This is a genomic window from uncultured Roseibium sp. (assembly GCF_963675095.2).
Classification (GTDB): Bacteria; Pseudomonadota; Alphaproteobacteria; order Rhizobiales; family Stappiaceae; genus Roseibium.
The window spans coordinates 17,236-36,456 of record NZ_CAXXSJ010000006.1; the positions used below are offsets into that span (position 1 = coordinate 17,236).

Annotated in this window: 14 protein-coding genes and 1 pseudogene; 11 read left to right on the forward strand and 4 right to left on the reverse strand. The window is 61.8% G+C overall.

Going from position 1 to position 19,221, the window contains the following annotated elements; genetic code table 11:
* The first annotated feature begins 3 nt into the window (after nucleotides 1-3).
* From ABIN98_RS03115 to denD, 10 genes are all read left to right on the forward strand, one after another.
* Complete coding sequence (locus ABIN98_RS03115; RefSeq protein WP_346907320.1) at nucleotides 4-1,587, forward strand: ABC transporter substrate-binding protein; 1,584 nt, start codon at nucleotides 4-6, stop codon at nucleotides 1,585-1,587.
* Between the two features lie 68 nt (nucleotides 1,588-1,655).
* Nucleotides 1,656-2,630 (forward strand): ABC transporter permease, encoded by a 975-nt coding sequence (locus ABIN98_RS03120; protein ID WP_346907322.1) that lies wholly within the window; start codon nucleotides 1,656-1,658, stop codon nucleotides 2,628-2,630.
* Between the two features lie 16 nt (nucleotides 2,631-2,646).
* On the forward strand, nucleotides 2,647-3,603 hold the full coding sequence (locus ABIN98_RS03125) for an ABC transporter permease (protein WP_346907324.1): 957 nt from the start codon (nucleotides 2,647-2,649) through the stop codon (nucleotides 3,601-3,603).
* Nucleotides 3,604-3,607: 4 nt separating this feature from the next.
* Nucleotides 3,608-5,329, forward strand: a complete 1,722-nt coding sequence (locus ABIN98_RS03130) for an ABC transporter ATP-binding protein (protein ID WP_346907326.1) — start codon at nucleotides 3,608-3,610, stop codon at nucleotides 5,327-5,329.
* A gap of 554 nt (nucleotides 5,330-5,883) precedes the next feature.
* Nucleotides 5,884-7,683 carry an IlvD/Edd family dehydratase gene (locus ABIN98_RS03135; protein ID WP_346907328.1) on the forward strand — a complete coding sequence of 600 codons (1,800 nt, stop codon included), beginning with the start codon at nucleotides 5,884-5,886 and terminating at the stop codon, nucleotides 7,681-7,683.
* A gap of 47 nt (nucleotides 7,684-7,730) precedes the next feature.
* Nucleotides 7,731-8,564, forward strand: coding sequence for an isocitrate lyase/phosphoenolpyruvate mutase family protein (locus ABIN98_RS03140; protein ID WP_346907330.1), 834 nt, complete (start codon nucleotides 7,731-7,733; stop codon nucleotides 8,562-8,564).
* 148 nt (nucleotides 8,565-8,712) lie between these two features.
* Nucleotides 8,713-9,942 (forward strand): toll/interleukin-1 receptor domain-containing protein, encoded by a 1,230-nt coding sequence (locus ABIN98_RS03145; RefSeq protein WP_346907332.1) that lies wholly within the window; start codon nucleotides 8,713-8,715, stop codon nucleotides 9,940-9,942.
* Nucleotides 9,878-11,941, forward strand: a complete 2,064-nt coding sequence (locus ABIN98_RS03150) for a WD40 repeat domain-containing protein (protein ID WP_346907334.1) — start codon at nucleotides 9,878-9,880, stop codon at nucleotides 11,939-11,941. The genes ABIN98_RS03145 and ABIN98_RS03150 overlap by 65 nt, the downstream gene beginning before the upstream one ends.
* Nucleotides 11,931-12,425, forward strand: a complete 495-nt coding sequence (locus ABIN98_RS03155) for a GNAT family N-acetyltransferase (RefSeq protein ID WP_346907336.1) — start codon at nucleotides 11,931-11,933, stop codon at nucleotides 12,423-12,425. Before ABIN98_RS03150 ends, ABIN98_RS03155 begins: the two co-directional genes overlap by 11 nt.
* A gap of 69 nt (nucleotides 12,426-12,494) precedes the next feature.
* Nucleotides 12,495-13,472 (forward strand): D-erythronate dehydrogenase, encoded by a 978-nt coding sequence (gene denD / locus ABIN98_RS03160; protein WP_346907338.1) that lies wholly within the window; start codon nucleotides 12,495-12,497, stop codon nucleotides 13,470-13,472.
* A gap of 9 nt (nucleotides 13,473-13,481) precedes the next feature.
* Here denD and ABIN98_RS03165 read toward each other — a convergent pair whose 3' ends face one another.
* Entirely contained in the window at nucleotides 13,482-14,651 is a 1,170-nt protein-coding gene (locus ABIN98_RS03165) for a citrate synthase family protein (RefSeq protein WP_346907339.1), read from the reverse strand.
* A 79-nt stretch (nucleotides 14,652-14,730) separates the two neighbouring features.
* On the opposite strand from ABIN98_RS03165, the gene ABIN98_RS03170 reads away from it, so the two are divergent.
* The gene (locus ABIN98_RS03170; RefSeq protein WP_346907341.1) at nucleotides 14,731-15,831 is read left to right on the forward strand and encodes a citrate synthase/methylcitrate synthase; all 1,101 of its coding nucleotides are present in this window, start codon (nucleotides 14,731-14,733) and stop codon (nucleotides 15,829-15,831) included.
* Nucleotides 15,832-15,890: 59 nt separating this feature from the next.
* Here the strand turns inward: ABIN98_RS03170 and ABIN98_RS03175 are convergent, their stop codons facing one another.
* From ABIN98_RS03175 to ABIN98_RS03185, 3 genes and pseudogenes are all read right to left on the reverse strand, one after another.
* Nucleotides 15,891-17,294: a TRAP transporter large permease gene (locus ABIN98_RS03175; RefSeq protein WP_346907342.1), complete on the reverse strand. Its 1,404-nt coding sequence runs from the start codon at nucleotides 17,292-17,294 to the stop codon at nucleotides 15,891-15,893.
* Between the two features lie 10 nt (nucleotides 17,295-17,304).
* Nucleotides 17,305-17,925, reverse strand: coding sequence for a TRAP transporter small permease (locus ABIN98_RS03180; RefSeq protein ID WP_346907344.1), 621 nt, complete (start codon nucleotides 17,923-17,925; stop codon nucleotides 17,305-17,307).
* Nucleotides 17,926-18,046: 121 nt separating this feature from the next.
* Nucleotides 18,047-19,056: pseudogene (locus tag ABIN98_RS03185) on the reverse strand (DctP family TRAP transporter solute-binding subunit).
* Between the last annotated feature and the right edge of the window lie 165 nt (nucleotides 19,057-19,221).

The following is a 19,221-nucleotide window of genomic DNA, read 5'->3' on the forward strand; positions in this document are numbered from 1 at the left end:
AACATGAAAACGAAATCACTCATCGTGGCGGCCGCTGCGTTCGTCGGTTTGACGATCTCGCCGGCCCAGTCGGAAACGCTCAAATTCGCCTTTCAAGGCACCCTGAATACGCTCGATCCCTACAGCCTGAACGAGACCTTCACGCTGTCGGCTCTGGGCAACACCTACGAGGGACTGACCCGGCGCAACGACAAGCTGGAAATCGAGCCGTCGCTTGCCGAAAGCTGGGAGGTCGTCGAGCCGAATCGCTGGCGCTTCCATCTGCGCAAGGGCGTGAAGTTTCAAAACGGCAATGACTTTACCGCGGAAGACGTCGCCTTTTCGCTGAAGCGCCTCCATAGCGAAGGCTCGGATCTGGCCAAGCGCGTCAATGCGGACGTGAAGCTGGAGATCGTCGACGACTATACGGTCGACTTCGTGCTGCCGGGCCCGAACCCGATCCTGCCCTACGAGTGGGACACCTGGTACATCATGGACAAGGAGTGGACCGAGGCAAACGACGCGGTCGCGATCACGTCCGCCTCTGACACCACCCCCAACTATGCCGCGCTCCATGCCAATGGCACCGGTCCGTTCAAGATCGTCAGCCATGAACCCGGCGTGAAGACCGTCTATGAGAAGTTCGACGGCTGGTGGGACACGCCGACCCACAATCTCGACACGGTCGAGTTCACCCCGATCGGTTCCGATGCGACCCGTGTTGCCGCCCTGCTCTCGGGTGAACTGGACATGGTCTATCCGATCCCGGTGCAGGACGTGAAACGGGTCGAAAGCAACCCGGGCACCCGGGCACTGATCGGTCCGGAGCTGCGCACCATCTTCCTGGGCATGGACCAGATGCGCGACGAGTTGCTGTATTCGAACGTGAAGGGCAAGAACCCGTTCAAGGACGTACGGGTGCGCAAGGCCTTCTATCAGGCGATCGACATCGACGCGATCAAGGCCAAGGTGATGCGTAATCTATCGGAGCCGTCGGCCCTGATGATTTCGCCGTTCCTGTACGCGCGCTCCGACGAGTTCAAGCGGTTCCCGTATGACCCGAAGGCCGCCAAGGAATTGCTTGCCGAGGCCGGCTATCCGGACGGATTCGAGGTCGGCATGGATTGCCCGAACGACCGCTACGTCAATGACGAGGCGATCTGCCAGGCCGTCGCCGCCATGCTCGCCCGCATCGGCGTCAAGGTCGACCTGAACGCCCAGCCCAAGGCGAAGTACTTCGCCAAGGTGCTGGCAGCGGCCGGCTACGACACCTCCTTCTACCTGCTCGGCTGGACCCCGGGGTCCTTCGACAGCTGGAACATCCTCGACAACCTGATCCAGTGCCGGGACGAAAAAGGAAACGGCGGCGCCTTCAACCTTGGCGGCTACTGCAACGAGAAGGTTGACGCGCTCACCGACGAGATCCTCGTGGAAAACGATCAGGCCAAGCGCGACGCCCTGATCGCCGAGGCGTACACGATCGCCAACGACGAGGTCTCGCATATCCCGCTGCACCAGCAGGCCCTTGCCTGGGGTGTCCGCGATGGCGTCGAACTCGCCCAGCGCGCCGACAACCAGTTCCTGTTCCGCTTCGTCACCAAGAAGTAAACCGGACCTGAAACCCGCCTCCCCGATCCCCGGACCGGGGAGGCCCAACACCGAAGAAAAGAACCGTCATGCTTGGTTTCGCGGTGCGTCGTCTCATGCAGGCGATCATTGTCATGCTGGTCGTCGCCCTGCTGTCGTTTTCCCTGTTCCGTTTCGTCGGTGACCCCGTGAACATGATGGTCGGGATCGAGACCTCGATCGAGGAACGCGAAGCCCTGCGCGAGCGCCTCGGCCTGAACGACCCGATACCTGTCCAGTTCGCCCGCTTCGTCATCAAGGCGGCCCAGTTCGATTTCGGCACCTCCTACCAGTTTCACCAGCCGGTCAGCGAGCTGTTCGCCAAGCGCATCCCCGCGACCCTGGAGCTTTCCTTCGTCTCGGCGCTGTTTGCGCTGGTGGTGGGCATTCCCATGGGCATTTATACAGGGCTGAATCGGGAGTCGCCGATATCGAAACTGTTCCTGTCGGTGTCCCTGGTCGGGATTTCCCTGCCGACGTTCTTCATCGGGATCCTGCTGATCTTCCTGTTTTCGGTCACGCTGCAATGGCTGCCGAGTTTCGGGCGCGGCGAGGTGGTCCAGATCGGCTCCTGGTGGACGACGGGGCTTTTGACCTGGTCCGGGATCAAGGCCCTGATCCTGCCGTCAATCACGCTCGGCCTTTTCCAGATGACCCTGATCATGCGCCTGATCCGGGCGGAGATGCTGGAAGTCATCCGCACGGACTACATCAAGTTCGCCCGGGCCCGGGGCCTGCCCGACCGGATCGTGCATTTCCGCCATGCCCTGAAGAACACACTTGTCCCGGTGATCACGATCACCGGCCTGCAGCTCGGCGCCATCATCGCCTTTGCCACCATTACCGAAACCGTCTTCCAATGGCCTGGGATGGGGATCATGTTCCTGCAGGCGGTCCAGAACGTGGATATCCCGATCATGTCCGCCTATCTGCTGCTGACGGCCTTCCTGTTCGTCGTCATCAACTTCGTCGTCGACATTTTCTATTTCCTGATCGATCCGCGCCTGCGGGTCGAGCGGGCCTGACAAGGAGACCGCGCCCATGTCTGACGTCTCCAACAAGGACGCCAAGGGTACCGAGGCCGCACCGGGGCTCTTTGCCCGGATCATCGATAGCGACATGTTCCACTCGTTCCTGCGCTCGCGCATTACGGTGCTGGCCGCGATCGGTACACTGATCCTGTTCTTCGTGGCGTTTTTCGCGCCGCTGGTGGCGCCACACGATCCGTTCGATCTGGCCTCGGTGTCCATTCTGGATGCCCGGGTGCCTCCGTTCTGGATGGAATTCGCCGATCCCCGGTTCCCGCTCGGAACGGACGATCAGGGTCGGGATATCATCTCCGCGATCTTTTATGGCATGCGCATTTCCCTGATCGTCGGCTTCTGCTCGGTGTTTTTTGCCGCCGCACTCGGCATTACCCTCGGTCTCGTCGCCGGCTACATGGGCGGCCGGGTGGATGCGGTCATCATGCGCATTGCCGATATCCAGTTGACCTTCCCGGCGATCCTGATTGCACTGCTGGTGGACGGGGCCGTGCACGGCATATTCGGTACGCTCAACCGGGAAGTATTTTCCTTCTGGATCCTGATCTTCTCCATCGCCCTGTCGTTCTGGGTCCAATATGCGCGCACGGTGCGCGGCTCGACCATGGTGGAGAAGAACAAGGAATATGTGCAGGCCGCGCGCGTGATCGGCATTCCCTCCGTCACCATCATGATCCGCCACATCCTGCCCAACGTCACCGGTCCCGTGCTGGTGATCGCGACCATCAACCTCGCGCTTGCCATCGTCACGGAGGCGACCCTGTCGTTCCTCGGCGTCGGCATGCCGCCGACCCAGCCTTCGCTCGGCACCCTGATCGCCATCGGCAACGACTTCCTCTATTCCGGCGAATGGTGGATCGCGATCTTCCCCGGCCTGGCGCTGGCGCTGCTCGTCCTCAACGTCAACCTCCTGGGCGACTGGCTGCGCGACGCCCTGAACCCGAAGCTGCGGTGAGGCCATGAGCGTTCTTACGATCCACGACCTCAAGGTCGAGTTTCCGGGCCGCAAGTCCACCTTCGTTGCGGTGGAGGGTGTCACCCTGAAGGTCGAGGCCGGCAAGATCCTCGGCGTCGTTGGTGAAAGCGGCGCGGGAAAGTCGACCGTCGGCAACGCTGTGATCGGCCTCCTCGCCGAACCGGGGCGCATCGCCGAAGGCGAGATCTATCTCCATGGCCAGCGGATCGACAGCCTGCCGGAAAAGCAGAAGCGGCTGTTGCGCGGGCGAAAGATCGGGATGATCTTCCAGGATCCCCTGACCTCGCTCGATCCGCTCCAGACGGTGGAATCCCAGCTGGTGGAAACCATCCGCACCCATCTGGCGCTCACACGGGACGAGGCCAGAGCCCGGGCGATCGAACTTATCGATGCGGTCGGCATTCCCGATGCACCGGAACGGATCAAACAGTATCCGCACCAGTTTTCCGGCGGCATGCGCCAGCGGGTCGTGATCGCGCTCGCTCTGTGCGCGGAACCGGAACTCGTGATCGCCGATGAACCGACCACGGCGCTCGACGTGTCGATCCAGGCCCAGATCCTGGAGCTGATGAAAAAACTCTGTGCCGAGCGCCATGTAGCCATGCTGGTGATCACCCATGACATGGGCGTCATTGCGGATATCACCGACCACGTGGCGGTGATGTACCAGGGCAAGCTGGTCGAATACGGCGAGACGACCCAGGTTCTGGGTTCGCCCGAGCATCCCTATACCAAGAGCCTAATTTCCGCGGTTCCCCGTCCGGATATCCGCATCGAGCGCTTTCCGGTGGTCGACTATATAGAAAAGGCGGGCACGCCGACCCGGCAGATCGATATCGCCACCCATTGGCTGGGCAAGGCCCGCGCCTACGACAAGGCCGAAGGGCCGTTGCTGACGATCAGTGATCTGGGTATGCGGTTTCAGGTCTCCGGATCGATCCTCAGGTCCCGCCGACGCTATTTCGATGCGGTCAAGTCGGTCAGCTTCGACATCGCGGAAGGCGAAACCTTCGGCCTCGTCGGCGAAAGCGGGTCCGGCAAGTCGACCATCGCCCGGCTGATCACCGGTCTTTATCACCCGACCGGCGGATCGATCCGCTTTGCCGGACAGGAACTGACCGAGCTGCGCAACCGTAAGCAGATCCTCGCCATGCGCCGGCAGATGCAGATGATCTTCCAGGATCCGTTCTCGTCGCTGAATGCCCGCATGCGGGTGCGCAGCATCATCGCGGAGCCGATCAAGTTCCACCGGCTTGCGTCGTCCAACCGGGAAGTCCGCCAGATCGTGGACGACCTTCTCGATCATGTCGGCCTGGGCTCCGCCGCCGGGGAAAAGTTCCCGCACGAGTTTTCCGGCGGTCAACGGCAGCGGATCTCGATCGCACGCGCGCTTGCGACCCGGCCGCGGTTCCTGGTCTGCGACGAACCGACTTCGGCGCTCGATGTGTCCATCCAGGCCCAGATCCTCAACCTGCTGAAGGACCTGCAGCAGGAACTGGGCCTGACCATGCTCTTCATCAGCCATGACCTCGCCGTCATCCGGCAGATGTGCAACCGGGTCGGAGTAATGCGGAACGGTGAGCTTTGCGAAGTCGCCGATTGCGATGCGCTGTTCGAAACGCCGCAACATCCCTATACGCGCGAGCTGCTCAGCCTGATGCCGTCGCTGGATCTGCTGTCCATGGAGAATCTTGAAACCGTCTGAACGGCGGGCGAAATTGCCGGAATAGAAAAAGGGAGGGGGGCAAGCCCCCCTCCCGATCTGGATGAAATGATTTGAGGTCAAATCTTGCAGCCCTGAAATCCCGCGGGCCGCTTCAAATTACAAAAACATACTAGCGAATTTTACTGAGCTTGAAAAGCAGATTTAAGCAAATTTCGACTTAGACGCTGCGTGAATTAGAGCCAGTTTATCCAAAATCGGTAACTTTCATTAACCAATACGATTAACTTGTTTGAATTCATAAGTTTCTCTAATGTATTTAAGGTTTTAGCCTGACTGATCGGGCGTGCTGAATTGCCAGCCTGATTGAGTGTTCTCCCGGCTTTCGGAGCGTTTGCGAAAATTTCAATCAACCGCGCCTGAAATTTGCTCAGCGAGACGACCCACGCGTCCCAAACGCAAATTCGTGATCTCGACCAGAAAAACTCCACGCCAGGAGACCACCTTCGCCCGAAACGCAGCTTTACAGAACGCTGTTCGGGTGATGTTAATCGGTTCAAACCGGCTGCGCCGGACAAGACCGAGGGAGAGGCTTTATGAGCGGTTCAAAACATCCACGCCTGAGATCCACCGCATGGTTCAACAACCCGGACAATCCGGCAATGACGGCTCTCTATATCGAGCGGTATCTGAACTACGGTCTCACGCGGGAAGAACTGCAATCGGGAAAGCCTATCATCGGCATTGCCCAGACCGGTTCGGACCTGTCCCCCTGCAACCGCCATCATCTGGAACTTGCCAAACGGGTACGTGAGGGCATTCGCGCGGCGGGCGGTATCTGCTTCGAATTTCCGGTTCATCCTATCCAGGAAACAGGCAAGCGGCCGAACGCGGCGCTCGACCGGAACCTGGCCTATCTCGGACTTGTGGAGCTTCTCTTCGGTTATCCGATCGACGGCGTGGTCCTGTCCATCGGCTGCGACAAGACAACTCCCGCCTGCCTGATGGCCGCGGCCACGGTCAATATTCCGGCTATCGCGCTATCCGTCGGCCCGATGCTGAACGGCTGGCACAAGGGCGAGCGCACCGGATCCGGCACGATCGTCTGGAAGGCCCGCGAATTGCTGGCCGCAGGCGAAATCGACTACGAAGGCTTCATGGAGCTGGTTGCCTCCTCCGCGCCGTCGGTCGGTTACTGCAACACCATGGGTACGGCGACCACCATGAATTCGCTGGCCGAGGCCCTCGGCATGCAGTTGCCGGGCTCCGCCTCGATCCCGGCTCCCTACCGGGAACGGGGACAGATCGCCTATGAAACCGGAAGGCGGATCGTGGACATGGTGCATGAGGACATGAAGCCCTCCGACATCATGACCCGCGAGGCCTTCGAGAATGCGATCGTGGTCAATTCGGCTATCGGCGGCTCGACCAATGCGCCGATCCATCTCAACGCCATTGCCAGCCATCTGGGTATACCACTGGACAATGACGACTGGCAGGCCGTCGGTCACGAGATCCCGCTTCTGGTCAATCTCCAGCCGGCCGGCGAGTATCTCGGCGAGGATTATCATCACGCCGGCGGCGTTCCGGCCGTGGTCAATGAACTGATGCGTGTCGGCAAGCTGCCCCACCCGGGCGCCAAGACGGTCAACGGCAAGTCCATCGGCGAAAACTGCGAAAACGCGGAAATCCTGATGCCCGAGGTGATCCGGAGCTACGACGCCCCGCTAACCGAAAATGCCGGCTTCCTGAACCTGAAGGGCAATCTGTTCGACAGCGCGATCATGAAGACCAGTGTGATCTCCGAGGAGTTCCGGGAGCGCTATCTGTCCAACCCGGATGATCCGGAGGCCTTCGAGGGCCGCGCAATCGTGTTCGAAGGGCCCGAGGACTATCACGACAATATCGACGATCCGGATCTCAACATCGACGAAAACTGCATGCTCTTCATTCGCGGCACCGGCCCGATCGGCTATCCGGGCGGCGCGGAAGTGGTCAACATGCAGCCGCCGGCCGCCCTCATCAAAAAAGGCATCCATTCGCTGCCGTGCATCGGCGACGGCCGCCAGTCGGGAACATCCGGGTCCCCATCAATCCTGAACGCCTCTCCGGAAGCGGCCGCCATGGGCGGGCTTGCCCTGATCCAGACCGGCGACATGGTGCGAATCGACCTCGGCAAGGGGACCGCCGATATTCTGATTTCGGACGCGGAACTTGCAAAACGACGCTCGGATCTGGAAGCCGAGGGCGGATTTGCCTATGCTGATCATCAGACGCCCTGGCAGGAAATCCAACGCGGCATCGTCGACCAGTTCGACAAGGGCATGGTGCTCAAGCCCGCCGTCAAATACCAGGATGTGGCACACACGAAAGGCCTGCCAAGAGACAACCACTAGGGTCAGAACATCCGGATGAAGTTCCGGTACCAGTCTGGAGGCTCCCCATGCAGACGATCGAAACCCGCCGTACCCGCTTCAAGGCCCTTCATGCGGAGCGCCGCGCCTTTCTCATGCCGAATCCGTACAATATCGGCACCACCCGCATTCTGGAGGGCCTGCGCTTCGAGGCCCTGGCCACGACCAGCGCCGGTTTTGCCTTCACCAACGGGCTGAAGGATGCGGAGGGCTTGATCACGCGCGACATGGCGCTGACCCATGCCCAGACGATCATTGGCGCCTCCACGCTGCCGGTGAACGGAGACTTGGAAAACGGCTTCGGCGACAGTCCGGACGACGTCGTGGAGACCATTCGCGGCGCCATCGAGGTGGGTCTGAGCGGCGGCTCGATCGAGGATTTTTCGCCCGATCCACTCCATCCCTATTACGAATTCGACCTCGCAGTAGAACGGATCAAGGCCGCGGTCGACGCGCGGAACCGTCTTGCGCCGGATTTCGTCCTGACCGCCCGCAGCGAGGCGCCAGTCCGATCAGAGGAAAATCTCCGCGACACGATCAAGCGCCTCCAGGCCTTCGCAGATGCCGGGGCCGATTGCGTCTATGCCCCCGGGCTCATTGAAAAGCAGCATATCGAAACCGTGATCGCGGAAGTCTCCGCACCGCTCAACGTTCTGGCCGGACGGAAGAATTTTCACATGACCCGCAAGGAACTGGAGGACATGGGCGTGACCCGGGTCTCCATCGGCGGTGGCCTTGCCCGTATCGCCTTCGGGGCCTTCACCGCTGCCGCAGAAAGCCTGAAAGACAGCGGCAGTTTCGGTTGTTTCGACCGGGAGGAAGGCATGGAGGACTTCGACCTGTTCATGAAGGGCCGCTTGTAGGAGCCCGTCCCGCCCTCCGATGCCGTACTGGTCTTGAGACTTGAAATAAAAGATATTTCCGTCAGTATTTTGCGGCGGATCGTTTGATTGCAATTGCATTGCGCTTTTAAACAATAAATCTCCGGATTCCTCATGAAGGACATTGAATTTGTCTGACGCCCTGACGCCGCCTGAGCACGCCGAAGGGGAAGATCAGCCGAAGGTATTCGTCTCCTATTCGCGCAAGGACCGCGAGAAGGCCCACCGCATTTCCAAAGTGCTGGCCGACCGAAATCTCGGCATATTCCGGGATACGGAGGACATCCTTCCGACCGAGGAGTGGCGCGACCGGCTGGAGCAGCTGATCCGTGAGGCCGACACAATCATTTTCCTGTTGAGCCCGGCCTCGGCGGCATCCGAAGTCTGTGCCTGGGAGATCGAGCTCGCCCATGAACTGGAAAAGCGGATCGCGCCGATCGTGATCGAAGACGTTCCGGGCCAGGACATCCCGCCGATCCTGGCTCGGCTGAACTTCATATTCTGTACGGACCGGGATCCCTTCGAGGATGCAGTCGACAGCGTTATTTCGGCAGTCAACACGGATATCGACTGGATCCGGGAACATACACGGCTCGCCGGGCTGGCGCGGCGCTGGCGGCAATCCGGCGAACGGCGGTCCCTGCTTCTGAGAGGCGCGGACATTGCCGACGCGGAGCGCTGGCGCGACGAGCGCCCCCGCGAAGCTCCGCAGATTACCGCCGACCAGACCAAGTTCATCACCGAAAGCCGCCGCAACGCCCAGCGCCAGCAAAAGCTGACGCTTGCCTTGTCGCTCGCGGCGGTCGTGGTAGGCCTGGGCCTGGCAGGCATCGCGTTCTGGCAAAGAAACGAGGCCCAAGCCCAGCGCAACGTGGCGGAGGCGCAACGCAACGACGCGCTTACGGCACAATCGCTTTACCTGGCAGACCTGTCACAGGAGGCTCTCGCGCGCGGTGACACGACGATGGCGATCCTGAGTGCGATCGAGGCCCTGCCGGATACCACTTCGACCGACCCGCAACAGCGCAGCCGGCCCTATGTCGCAGCCGCCCGGATGGCGCTGACCGAGGCGATGTCGGAGAGGCGGGAACTGCACACGTTGGGTTTTCCCAGCCCGACGTCCAGCGCGGATGCGGAGTTTTCACCTGACGGCAAGCGTATCCTAAGCTCCGATTTTTCTCAGGCCGTGCTGTTCGATGCCCAAACCGGCAAACAGATCGCCGCGCTCAGATTTCCATGGCAAGAAAGGCTCCTACAACATCCATTTCTCGCCCGACGGAGAACTGATTACAGCCATGTATCTCGCTGCAAACGGCGGAGGTGTCGGCATATGGGACGGCCGGACAGGCGCTCATCTTGAGGACTTGTCGTCCGGAGTCGAAATTACCGGCATCGCCTTTTCACCGGACGGCAACCTCATGGCTGCATCCGGCACAGCGCGTTTTGACAATCGCATCCAGACCGCCATTCAGCTTTGGGATGCGCGCACGTTTGCCCCCATTCGAACCTTCATGCTGAAGCCGGGGCTCATTCCGGCCCGCGGCGTTACCTTTTCCAACGACGGCAAGCGGCTGCTCACGGCACGCGGAGAGCAGATCGACGTGGCGACCGGCGCTTCCATCTACACCATTGAAGGCAGCGAATCTAACATCGAAGAGGCGATTTTCGCACCGGACGACACGGAAATCCTGGTCGACGCGGAAGGCGGGGTAGAACGTCGGAGGGCATCCGACGGCTCCTTGATCGTCCGACACTATGGTGCCGACCTGCGCAAAACCGCCCGCTACTCACCGGACGGATCGGTCTTCATCTATCAGGACCTGGAACATCAGGAGCTGTTCGTGGTGGACCGGGAAAGCAGCAAGGCCCTGTTCTCAATTCCCTACTATGAAGGATCGCCGATCGAGCATACGGATTTCTCCCCGGACAGCCGATTCCTTGCCACCGCCTCCCAAAACGGCAATGCCCGCATCTGGAACCTGGCGGACAAGAGCCTGGTAACTTCGCTGATCGGGCACCAGGGCAGTATCTACGACATCTCCTTTTCGCCGGACGGCCGTTACGTCCTCACCGCATCGGAGGATGATACGGCGCGCATTTGGGACGCAGCGACCGGCGAAACGGTTACTGTGCTGCACGGACACACATCCGATGTGAGGAAGGCCAGGTTTTCGACGGACGGGGTCACCATCCTGACATCCGGATATGACGGCACCGCCCGGCTGTGGAACTGGCGGGGCGCGGCCAGCGCGCCCGCGATCCCCGATAGCGCCGGCTCCGGCTCCTTTCTGAAAGGTGGCGAGCAGATCGTCGTCGGTCCATGGGGCAACCCGGCACGCCCGATCACGATCCGGGACAGCAGAACCGGCGCGCTGGTCAAGACACTTCCGCATACCTCCGAACTGCTGGCCGCGGAAAACGGAAGCATTCTTGTAACCGGCGATTATTCGAACGTGACGGTCTGGGACGGAGATACCCTGGAAGAGCGGTTTTCCCTTCCAGGGACAGGCTGGCGTCTACGTGCAGATGACGGCAGCCTGGTCAGCGCGAACGGGCACATCCTTGCCCTGGCGAAAGCGAACGGCGAATTCGAAATCCGGAATGACAAAGGCGACCTTTTGCTCGAGGGCAGCCATCCTCAAGCTCTGCCGCTCGCCATTTCCGCCGATGATCGGCTGGTCGCAACAGGAGACCGCAGCGGCGTCTTGCGCATCTGGGACATTTCGACGGGGGAGTACCGGTCCTATGAAGGGCACAAGGACTGGATCCGGGACGCCAAATTCACTGCTGACGGCAAGCGTATCATCACGGCGTCGAGTGACGGTGACGCACGGGTTTGGGATCTTTCCACGGGTGAGACCCGGAGCTACCCGGTGGAACCGGGCAAGACTTGGCTTGCCATGCGGGTTGCCCTGTCTCCGGACGGGCAACTTGCTGCCGTGGGTGGCGTTTCCCGCAACCTGCTTCTGATCGACATGGCAAACAATGAAGTTGCGGGACGTTTCCCGACTGAAAGCTACCTGAGGACGGTCGATTCCCTGACATTTTCACCGGACAGCCGACTTCTGGCCGTCGGGTTTTCCCAGGGTGAAGTCCGTCTTCTCGATGCAGGTACAGGGGAATTCGTCGGCCGGTACCGGCGTCATACGGACCATGTGCGGGACCTCCGGTTTTCTCCCGACGGGACCCTGATCGCAACATCCTCCTGGGACAACACGGTCAACCTGCTGCCGTTCTGGCCAACGCTCGAAGACCTTCTGAGCGCTGCAAAAGAGGCGGCCCCGCGCTGCCTGACGGACACGGAACGGAAAACCCTGCACGTGACGCAAACAATTCCGGAGTGGTGCGGTGCCCGATAGGCCTGTCTCTCATCCTGCACCGCGTCCGGCCGTTCCTGAGGACGCGCCACGCCTGCTGGCCCTTGCCGAGCGCGCCTATGCGCCCTGGGTTGAGGTGATCGGTGCGATTCCCCAGCCGATGACGGGCGACTACGACGCCTTTGTCGCGGAACACGAGGTCTGGGTCACCGGCCCCGACGATCCGCTGTCGGGGTCGCTGGTTTTGATCCGGGAACCCGACCACATGCTGCTGTGGAGCATCGCCGTCGATCCTTCGGCGAAAGGAGCAGGGCTGGGTAATTTTCTCCTGGATTTCACGCTGAAGCGGGCAGAGGCGTTGGGTCTGCCGGAAGTCCGGCTGTTCACCAACGTGCTGATGGATACCAACCGCGCATGGTACGCCCGCCACGGCTTCCACGAGACCGGGCAAAAACAGATCGGCGACAAGCACGTGGTCTATATGGCGCGCACGGTCGGTCCGGACAGCGAACGCAATCCTGTCTGATCGGCCTTTCCGGCGCGGCCTTGCCGGAATATTCTCACAAAAAACATCGGACATTCGGGAGGGGTTGGAATGGTCAAGGTTCTGGTGATCGGTGCGGCCGGTATGATCGGGCGCAAACTCGTCGACCGGCTGGTTTCGGAACAAAACCTGGGCGGCAGCGAAATCAGCGAACTCCTGTTGGCCGACGTCGTCGCCCCAACCGCTCCGGCTGGTGCTCCCTGCGCGGTTGAAACGATTGCCTGCGATTTTTCGGAAGCCGGACAGGCGGAGATCCTGATCGCCAAGCGGCCGGAATTCATCTTTCATCTGGCGGCCATCGTTTCGGGCGAAGCGGAAGCGGATTTCGAGAAGGGATACCGGATCAACCTGCACGGAACGCAGCGGCTGTTCGAAGCGATCCGGGTCGCGGGAGAAAGCTACTGTCCGAGGGTGGTGTTCACCTCCTCCATCGCCGTCTTCGGCGCACCGTTCCCGGACCCGATTCCGGACGATTTCCACCTGACCCCGCTTACCTCCTACGGCACGCAAAAGGCGATCGGCGAGCTTCTGCTTGCCGACCTCACCCGCCGGGGCATGATGGACGGCATCGGCATTCGCCTGCCGACCGTTGTGGTCCGGCCCGGAAAGCCCAATGCGGCCGCTTCGGGCTTCTTTTCCGGCATCATCCGCGAACCGCTGAACGGCCAGGAGGCGAAGCTCCCGGTTGATGACAACGTGCTGCACTGGATGGCAAGCCCGCGCGCCTCGGTCGGCTTCCTGATCCACGCCGCAAACATGGACGGTGAAAGGATCGGCCCGCGCCGCAGCCTGACCATGCCGGGCCTGCCGGTGACCGTGGGTGAGGAAATCGATGCCCTGCGCCGGATCGGCGGCGAGGCGCGGGTCAAGCTGATCCGCCGCGAGCCGGATGAGGCCGTAGAGCGGATCGTGGCCGGCTGGCCGCGCCAGTTCGATGCCGCCCGCGCTGTCAGCCTCGGCTTCCAGGTGGATGCCTCGTTCGACGACATCGTGCGCATCTACATCGAAGAAGAAGGCATAAATCTCTAGGACCCAACCCTAGGACGGCCGCTCGCCGACATAGGCCGCCCTGGGCCGGATCTGCTCGGGGATCCGGTACTGTTCCAACGCATGGGCGATCCAGCCGACAATCCGGCCGCCGCAGAATAGAAGCTTCCCGGCGCCTTCAGGAAGCGCAAAGGCCTTCTGCGCCGCGGCCAGCGCGAAATCGATGTTGGGCTTCAGTCCGTAAAGATCGTTGCCGGCGTCTACAATCGCCGGGAGCAGATCGACGAAAGGCATCCCGCCCGCCTGTTCCTTCAGGATCGCCAGCAGGCACTCTGCGCGCGGATCCGGGCCAGTGTAGACCGTGTGGCCGAAGCCGGGCAGCGGTTCACCGCGTGCGAGCCGACCGCCTACCACGCGATCGATATCTACAGGGGCGTCGATTTCCTCAAGCCAAGCGGACACCCGGTCGGAGGCCGCACCGTGGCGGGGGCCGGAAAAGGCCCCGAGACCGGAGAGCAGCGTGGCATGCAAAGGCGCGCGGGTGGAGGCAGCACAGCGCGCGGCAAAGGCGCTGGTGTTGAGTTCGTGATCGGCCACAAGCACCAAAGCCGCCCGCAGAACCGGCGCACCCGACGGCTCCACGGTCCAGGCCTTGATAAACTGCTCATGGACCGGATCGGAACCTGGTTCCGTGTCCAGAAGCGCTGCAACGCCGTAGCGCAGCAGGCCTGCGCCTTTTTCCGCCAGGAGATTGGGTGACAGGGTATAGGCCGCCCGGTCCTGGGCAGGCCAGGCGGCAACCGCCATCATCAGCCGGTCGATCGGTCCGAGCGCCGGGTCCGCAGGTGGCGGAGGCGCTGGTACCTTGCCGGCAAAGGGATCGCTGTCGCATCCCCACAGCAGGGTTGCCACCGCCTCGAGCGTGGACGACCGGGCCAGGCCGGTCGCCGAATGTCCCCGGTAGAACGGGCCGCCGTCGGCAATCAGGGTCAGCCGGGTTTCCAGCACCTCGTCGCCGGAGAGCGGACGGGATCCGCCCTCGCCCGGCCCGTCCTTTCGCCCCTGTAACCGGCGCACGTCCGAGGCATCATAGCGGCGCTGCTTGCCGGGACCGGGAATGGAGCGGATCAGCCCGCGGCTGACATAGGCGTAAAGCGTCTGGGGACGCACGCCGAGTTCGGTCGCCGCTTCCGCGGCGGAGAGATAGATCGGTGTCGACATATATTGATTGTATTTATCAATATTGACGATATCAACTCCGTTCGATTTGAGTGTCGCCATCCGAAAGAAGGAGACCGACATGACCCAACCCCTCAAACCTGCCGATCTCGTGCCCAGCACCGGGCTGGAAGGCATCGTCGTCGCGGACACCGTGCTCAGCGACGTCGACGGCCAGAACGGCGAACTCGTTCTGCGCGGCAAGCGGATCGAGGAACTTGCCGGCCGCATGCCGTTCGAGGACGCCGTCCAACATCTTTGGGGTGATCTGGTCCCCACCTCCAGGTCGGATCTGAGAAAGACCTTCGCCCAGGCCCGGCGTATGGCCATGGCCGCCTTGCCGGCCATGGAGAAGGCCCCCACCGGAATCGGCGCCTATGACCGCATGCGGCTCGGGGTCTGTGCCCTGCCGAAGGAGACCGACCTGACGGACGCGGAACTGATCTCCGGAGCCGTTCCCGTTCTTCTGGCAGCCGCAGCACGCCTGGAGGCGGGCTACATGCCGATCGGTCCCGATGCGGGGCTCTCCTCGGCGGAGGACCTCTTACGCATGCTGACCGGCACGCCACCGGCTGCTTACGCGGTCAACGCCCTGGACCGGTATCTGGTGACGATCCTCGATCACGGCCTCAACGCCTCGACCTTTACCGCGCGGGTGATCGCCTCGACGCAGGCCGGCATGCGCGATGCGGTGATCGGCGCCATGGGCGCTCTGAAAGGCCCGCTCCATGGCGGCGCGCCCGGCCCGGTGCTTGACATGCTCGATGCGGTCGGGACGCCGAAAAATGCGGAAAGCTGGATCGCGGCGGAAATTGAGCGCGGCGAACGGCTGATGGGTTTCGGCCACCGGGTCTACCGCACCCGCGATCCGCGCGCCGATGTCTTGAAAGCCGGCCTTGCCGAATTGCCAAAAGGCAACCCGCGCCTGGCCCTTGCCGAAGCGGTCGAGAGAGAAGCCCTTTCAGCCCTAGCCCGCGCCAAGCCGGACCGGAAGCTCGACACCAATGTGGAGTTCTACACCGCCGTCCTGCTCGACGCGGTCGGCATCGACCGCACCCTGTTCACCCCGCTCTTCGCCGCCGGCCGCACGCCCGGCTGGTGCGCCCATGTGGTGGAACAGCAGGGAACCGGCAAACTGATCCGGCCCGCGTCGCGCTATGTCGGCCTGGCGGTTTCCGGCTGACAACAAACAAAAAAGGCCGGGGCGCTGTGCCCCGGCCTCTTGGTTTTCACCTGCCCGTCTCAGGGCCGTGTGACGATTTCCGGACCCATCAGGCTGTAGGGCAGCCAGGTGGAGAGCACCGGCATGTAGGTCACCAGCACCAGGAACACGAGCAGGATCGCCACGAAGGGAGCCGCCGCCTGGACCACACGGAACAGGCTCATGCCGGTGATCCCTGAGGTCACGAACAGGTTGAGCCCGATCGGCGGAGTGATCATGCCGATTTCCATGTTCACCACCATGATGATGCCGAGATGGATCGGGTCGACGCCGAGCTCGAGGCCGATCGGAAACACCACCGGCGCCACGATCAGCAGCAGGCCCGAGGGTTCCATGAACTGGCCGCCGATCAGAAGCAGGATGTTCACGGCGATCAGGAAGGTGAACCAGTTGAAGCCGACGCCGATCATCCAGTCGGTGATCGCCTGCGGAATGCGTTCCGAAGTCAGCACATGGGCAAACAGCAGCGCGTTGACGATGATGAACATCAGCATGATCGTCGTCTTCGCCGCGTCCGTCAGGACCTTCTTGGTGTCGGAGTGGAAGCAGCCCGGCAGGAAATAGACCAGGATCAGCCAAAGGTTCCGTGCAACGGCCGAGCCAATGCTCTCGCCCTCTTTTCGGATCGGAATGCCCTTGAGCGGTCCCATGTCCCGGTAGATGAAGGTCGCGATCAGGAAGGCATAGACGGCGGCAACCGCGGCCGCTTCCGTCGGCGTGAACACGCCGGCGTAGATGCCGCCCAGGATGATGACGATCAGAAGCAGGCCGAAGGCGGCCTCGCCGGCCGACGACAGGATTTCTCCCATACCGGCGAACGGCTGCTTCGGCATTTTCCTCATGCGCGCGTTGACGTAGATCGCGATCATCAGCATCAGGCCGGCGACGAGCCCCGGAATGACGCCCGCAAGGAACATCCGGCCGACCGACACGTCGGTTGCCGCCGCATAGACGACCATGACGATGGACGGCGGAATGAGGATGCCGAGCGTGCCAGCATTGGCGATCACGCCGGCGGCGAATTCCTTGGTGTATCCGACCTGGCGCATGCCGGCGATGGCGATGGTGCCGATGGCGACCACCGTTGCCGGCGACGATCCCGACAGGGCCGCGAACAGCATGCAGGAGAACACCGCCGCAATCGCCAGCCCGCCGCGCACATGTCCGACACAGGCAATGGCGAAGCGGATGATGCGCCGGGCGACGCCCCCTGTCGACATGAAGGCCGAAGCCAGAATGAAGAAGGGAATGGCGAGCAGCGTGTAGTTCTGCGATGCGGTGAACAGTTGCAGCGCGACCGAGGAAATCGAATCGCTGGAGAAGAAGGCAATCGCGATGACGCTGGACAGGCCCAGCGATATCGCAATCGGAACGCCCAGGAACAGAAGTCCCAGGACCATGATGAAAAGGACTGCGGCTTCCATGGTTTTCCCCTCAGTCCTTCAACACGTCTTTGTTTTCGGCAACGAGGTCTTCCGCCTCGTGGGCCGCGATCACCATTTCCCGTTCGCCGGTGATGATCTGCCAAACCGCCTGTGCCGAGCGGAACGCCAGAAGTCCCAGCCCGACCGGCAGGATCAGATAGGCAATCCAGCGCTGGACGCGCTCCTTGGTGCCGAAGGTCTCCTGAATGAGATCCGGATAGCGCAGGTCGTCGAGCCCGATGCCGACCTTGTACATCTTCATCCAGTAGTCGATCGCGCCACCGCGGGCGTGCGCACCGAACACCTGCAGCCAGTCGGAATAAAGAAGGATGACAGCGTAGGCGACGGCGCACAGGGCGCCGAACACCGCAAAGGCGCGGAAAATCGGACGCGGAAACAGGCGGATGATCGCATCGACGCCCAGATGCGCGCCGATCTTGATACCGTAGCTCATGCCGAACAGGATCAGCCAGGCGAACAGGATCCGCGTGAATTCCAGGGCGCCGCCCCAGCCGGCATTGAAGCCGTAGCGCGCGACCACCTGCGTGAATGAAACGAGGGTCATCGCCGCGAGCAAAAACGCAAGTACGCTTTCCTCAAAGCGCGTGACCCAATCGTCGACGCGTTTCATGTGTCCTCCCCCAAAGCTGGCCCCCGAGCCGGACCGGCCCCGGTCTTTCCCTGATTATGTTTCTTGTTCCGGATCGTCGCGGGAAGGCCGGGAAGGCCTCCCCGCATCTTGTCAGCCGTAATCAGCTTGCGTTGTTGGCAGACTGTGCGGCTTCGATCAGATCGGTGCCGATATCGCCTTCGAACTTGGTCCACACCGGCTTCATGGTTTCCACCCATGCCTTGCGCTGCTCGGGGGTCAGCACGCGGATGGTGGTACCGGCATCCAGGATGCGCTGACGGTTCATCGCTTCCTGCTTGGCGACATTGGCGTTGGCGTCCAGGGTCACTTCGTTGACGATCGTCAGGAACTGATCACGGATTTCCGGATCCAGGCCCTTCAGCCACTCGTCGGAGGTCACCAGCAGATAGGCGAGCGACTGGTGATTGGTCTCGGTGACGCCGTCCTGAACCTCGAAGAACTTCTTGGTGTAGATATTCGACCAGGTGTTTTCCTGACCGTCGACAACGCCGGTCTGCAGGGCGCCGTAGACTTCCTTGAAGGCCAGTTTTCTGGGCGTTGGCGCCCATGGCTTCGATCATGGCAACGGCCACGTCGGACGTCTGAACGCGGAACTTCAAGCCTGCGGCATCGGTCGGCAGCAGCAGCGGCTTGTTGGCCGAAAACTGCTTCATGCCCGACATCCAGTAGCCGAGGCCGGTGTAGCCGACGTCGGTCATGGAATTCAGAAGACCCTTGCCGGCGTCACTCTGGCTGAAGCGGCCGACCGCATCCAGGTCCTGGAACAGGAACGGCAGGTCGAACAGGCGGAACTTCTTGGTCATAGGCCTCGAACTTGGAGAGCGACGGAGCGGCGAGCTGGACATCTCCGAGCAGCAGCGCTTCCATGACCTTGTCGTCATCGAAAAGCTGCGAGTTCGGGAACACCTGCATGCAGGCCTTGCCGTCCATATCCTTGTTGACACGGTCCGCGAGCATGGTTGCGGCGTCGCCCTTTGGGTGACCGGTTGCCGCCACCACGTGGCTGAACTTGATGACGATTTCGCCGTCGCTGCAATCATCAGCCGCAAACGCTGCGCCGGACAGAGCGAAAGAGGCCGCGGTTGCCGCAGCCAGTACGAATTTTTTCATGGATGTCCTCCCAGACATTTCCTGTCACTCCGGATGCGACTGCACCCGGCTGCGCGGTACTCACGCTGGGCCTATTATAGCAACGGCCGTGCCAGACGGACGGAAGCCTTAAGATTTCAGCAATAATTGAAGAAATTCTCTGCACACGCCCGAAAAACGGGCGGA

Excerpts from the sequence above, each read along its gene's own strand:
- ABIN98_RS03115 (WP_346907320.1), top strand. The coding sequence starts at position 4 with ATGAAAACGAAATCACTCATCGTGGCGGCCGCTGCGTTCGTCGGTTTG.
- ABIN98_RS03120 (WP_346907322.1), top strand. The coding sequence starts at position 1,656 with ATGCTTGGTTTCGCGGTGCGTCGTCTCATGCAGGCGATCATTGTCATG.
- ABIN98_RS03125 (WP_346907324.1), top strand. The coding sequence starts at position 2,647 with ATGTCTGACGTCTCCAACAAGGACGCCAAGGGTACCGAGGCCGCACCG.
- ABIN98_RS03130 (WP_346907326.1), top strand. The coding sequence starts at position 3,608 with ATGAGCGTTCTTACGATCCACGACCTCAAGGTCGAGTTTCCGGGCCGC.
- ABIN98_RS03135 (WP_346907328.1), top strand. The coding sequence starts at position 5,884 with ATGAGCGGTTCAAAACATCCACGCCTGAGATCCACCGCATGGTTCAAC.
- ABIN98_RS03140 (WP_346907330.1), top strand. The coding sequence starts at position 7,731 with ATGCAGACGATCGAAACCCGCCGTACCCGCTTCAAGGCCCTTCATGCG.
- ABIN98_RS03150 (WP_346907334.1), top strand. The coding sequence starts at position 9,878 with ATGTATCTCGCTGCAAACGGCGGAGGTGTCGGCATATGGGACGGCCGG.
- denD (WP_346907338.1), top strand. The coding sequence starts at position 12,495 with ATGGTCAAGGTTCTGGTGATCGGTGCGGCCGGTATGATCGGGCGCAAA.
- ABIN98_RS03165 (WP_346907339.1), bottom strand. The coding sequence starts at position 14,651 with ATGTCGACACCGATCTATCTCTCCGCCGCGGAAGCGGCGACCGAACTC.
- ABIN98_RS03170 (WP_346907341.1), top strand. The coding sequence starts at position 14,731 with ATGACCCAACCCCTCAAACCTGCCGATCTCGTGCCCAGCACCGGGCTG.
- ABIN98_RS03175 (WP_346907342.1), bottom strand. The coding sequence starts at position 17,294 with ATGGAAGCCGCAGTCCTTTTCATCATGGTCCTGGGACTTCTGTTCCTG.
- ABIN98_RS03180 (WP_346907344.1), bottom strand. The coding sequence starts at position 17,925 with ATGAAACGCGTCGACGATTGGGTCACGCGCTTTGAGGAAAGCGTACTT.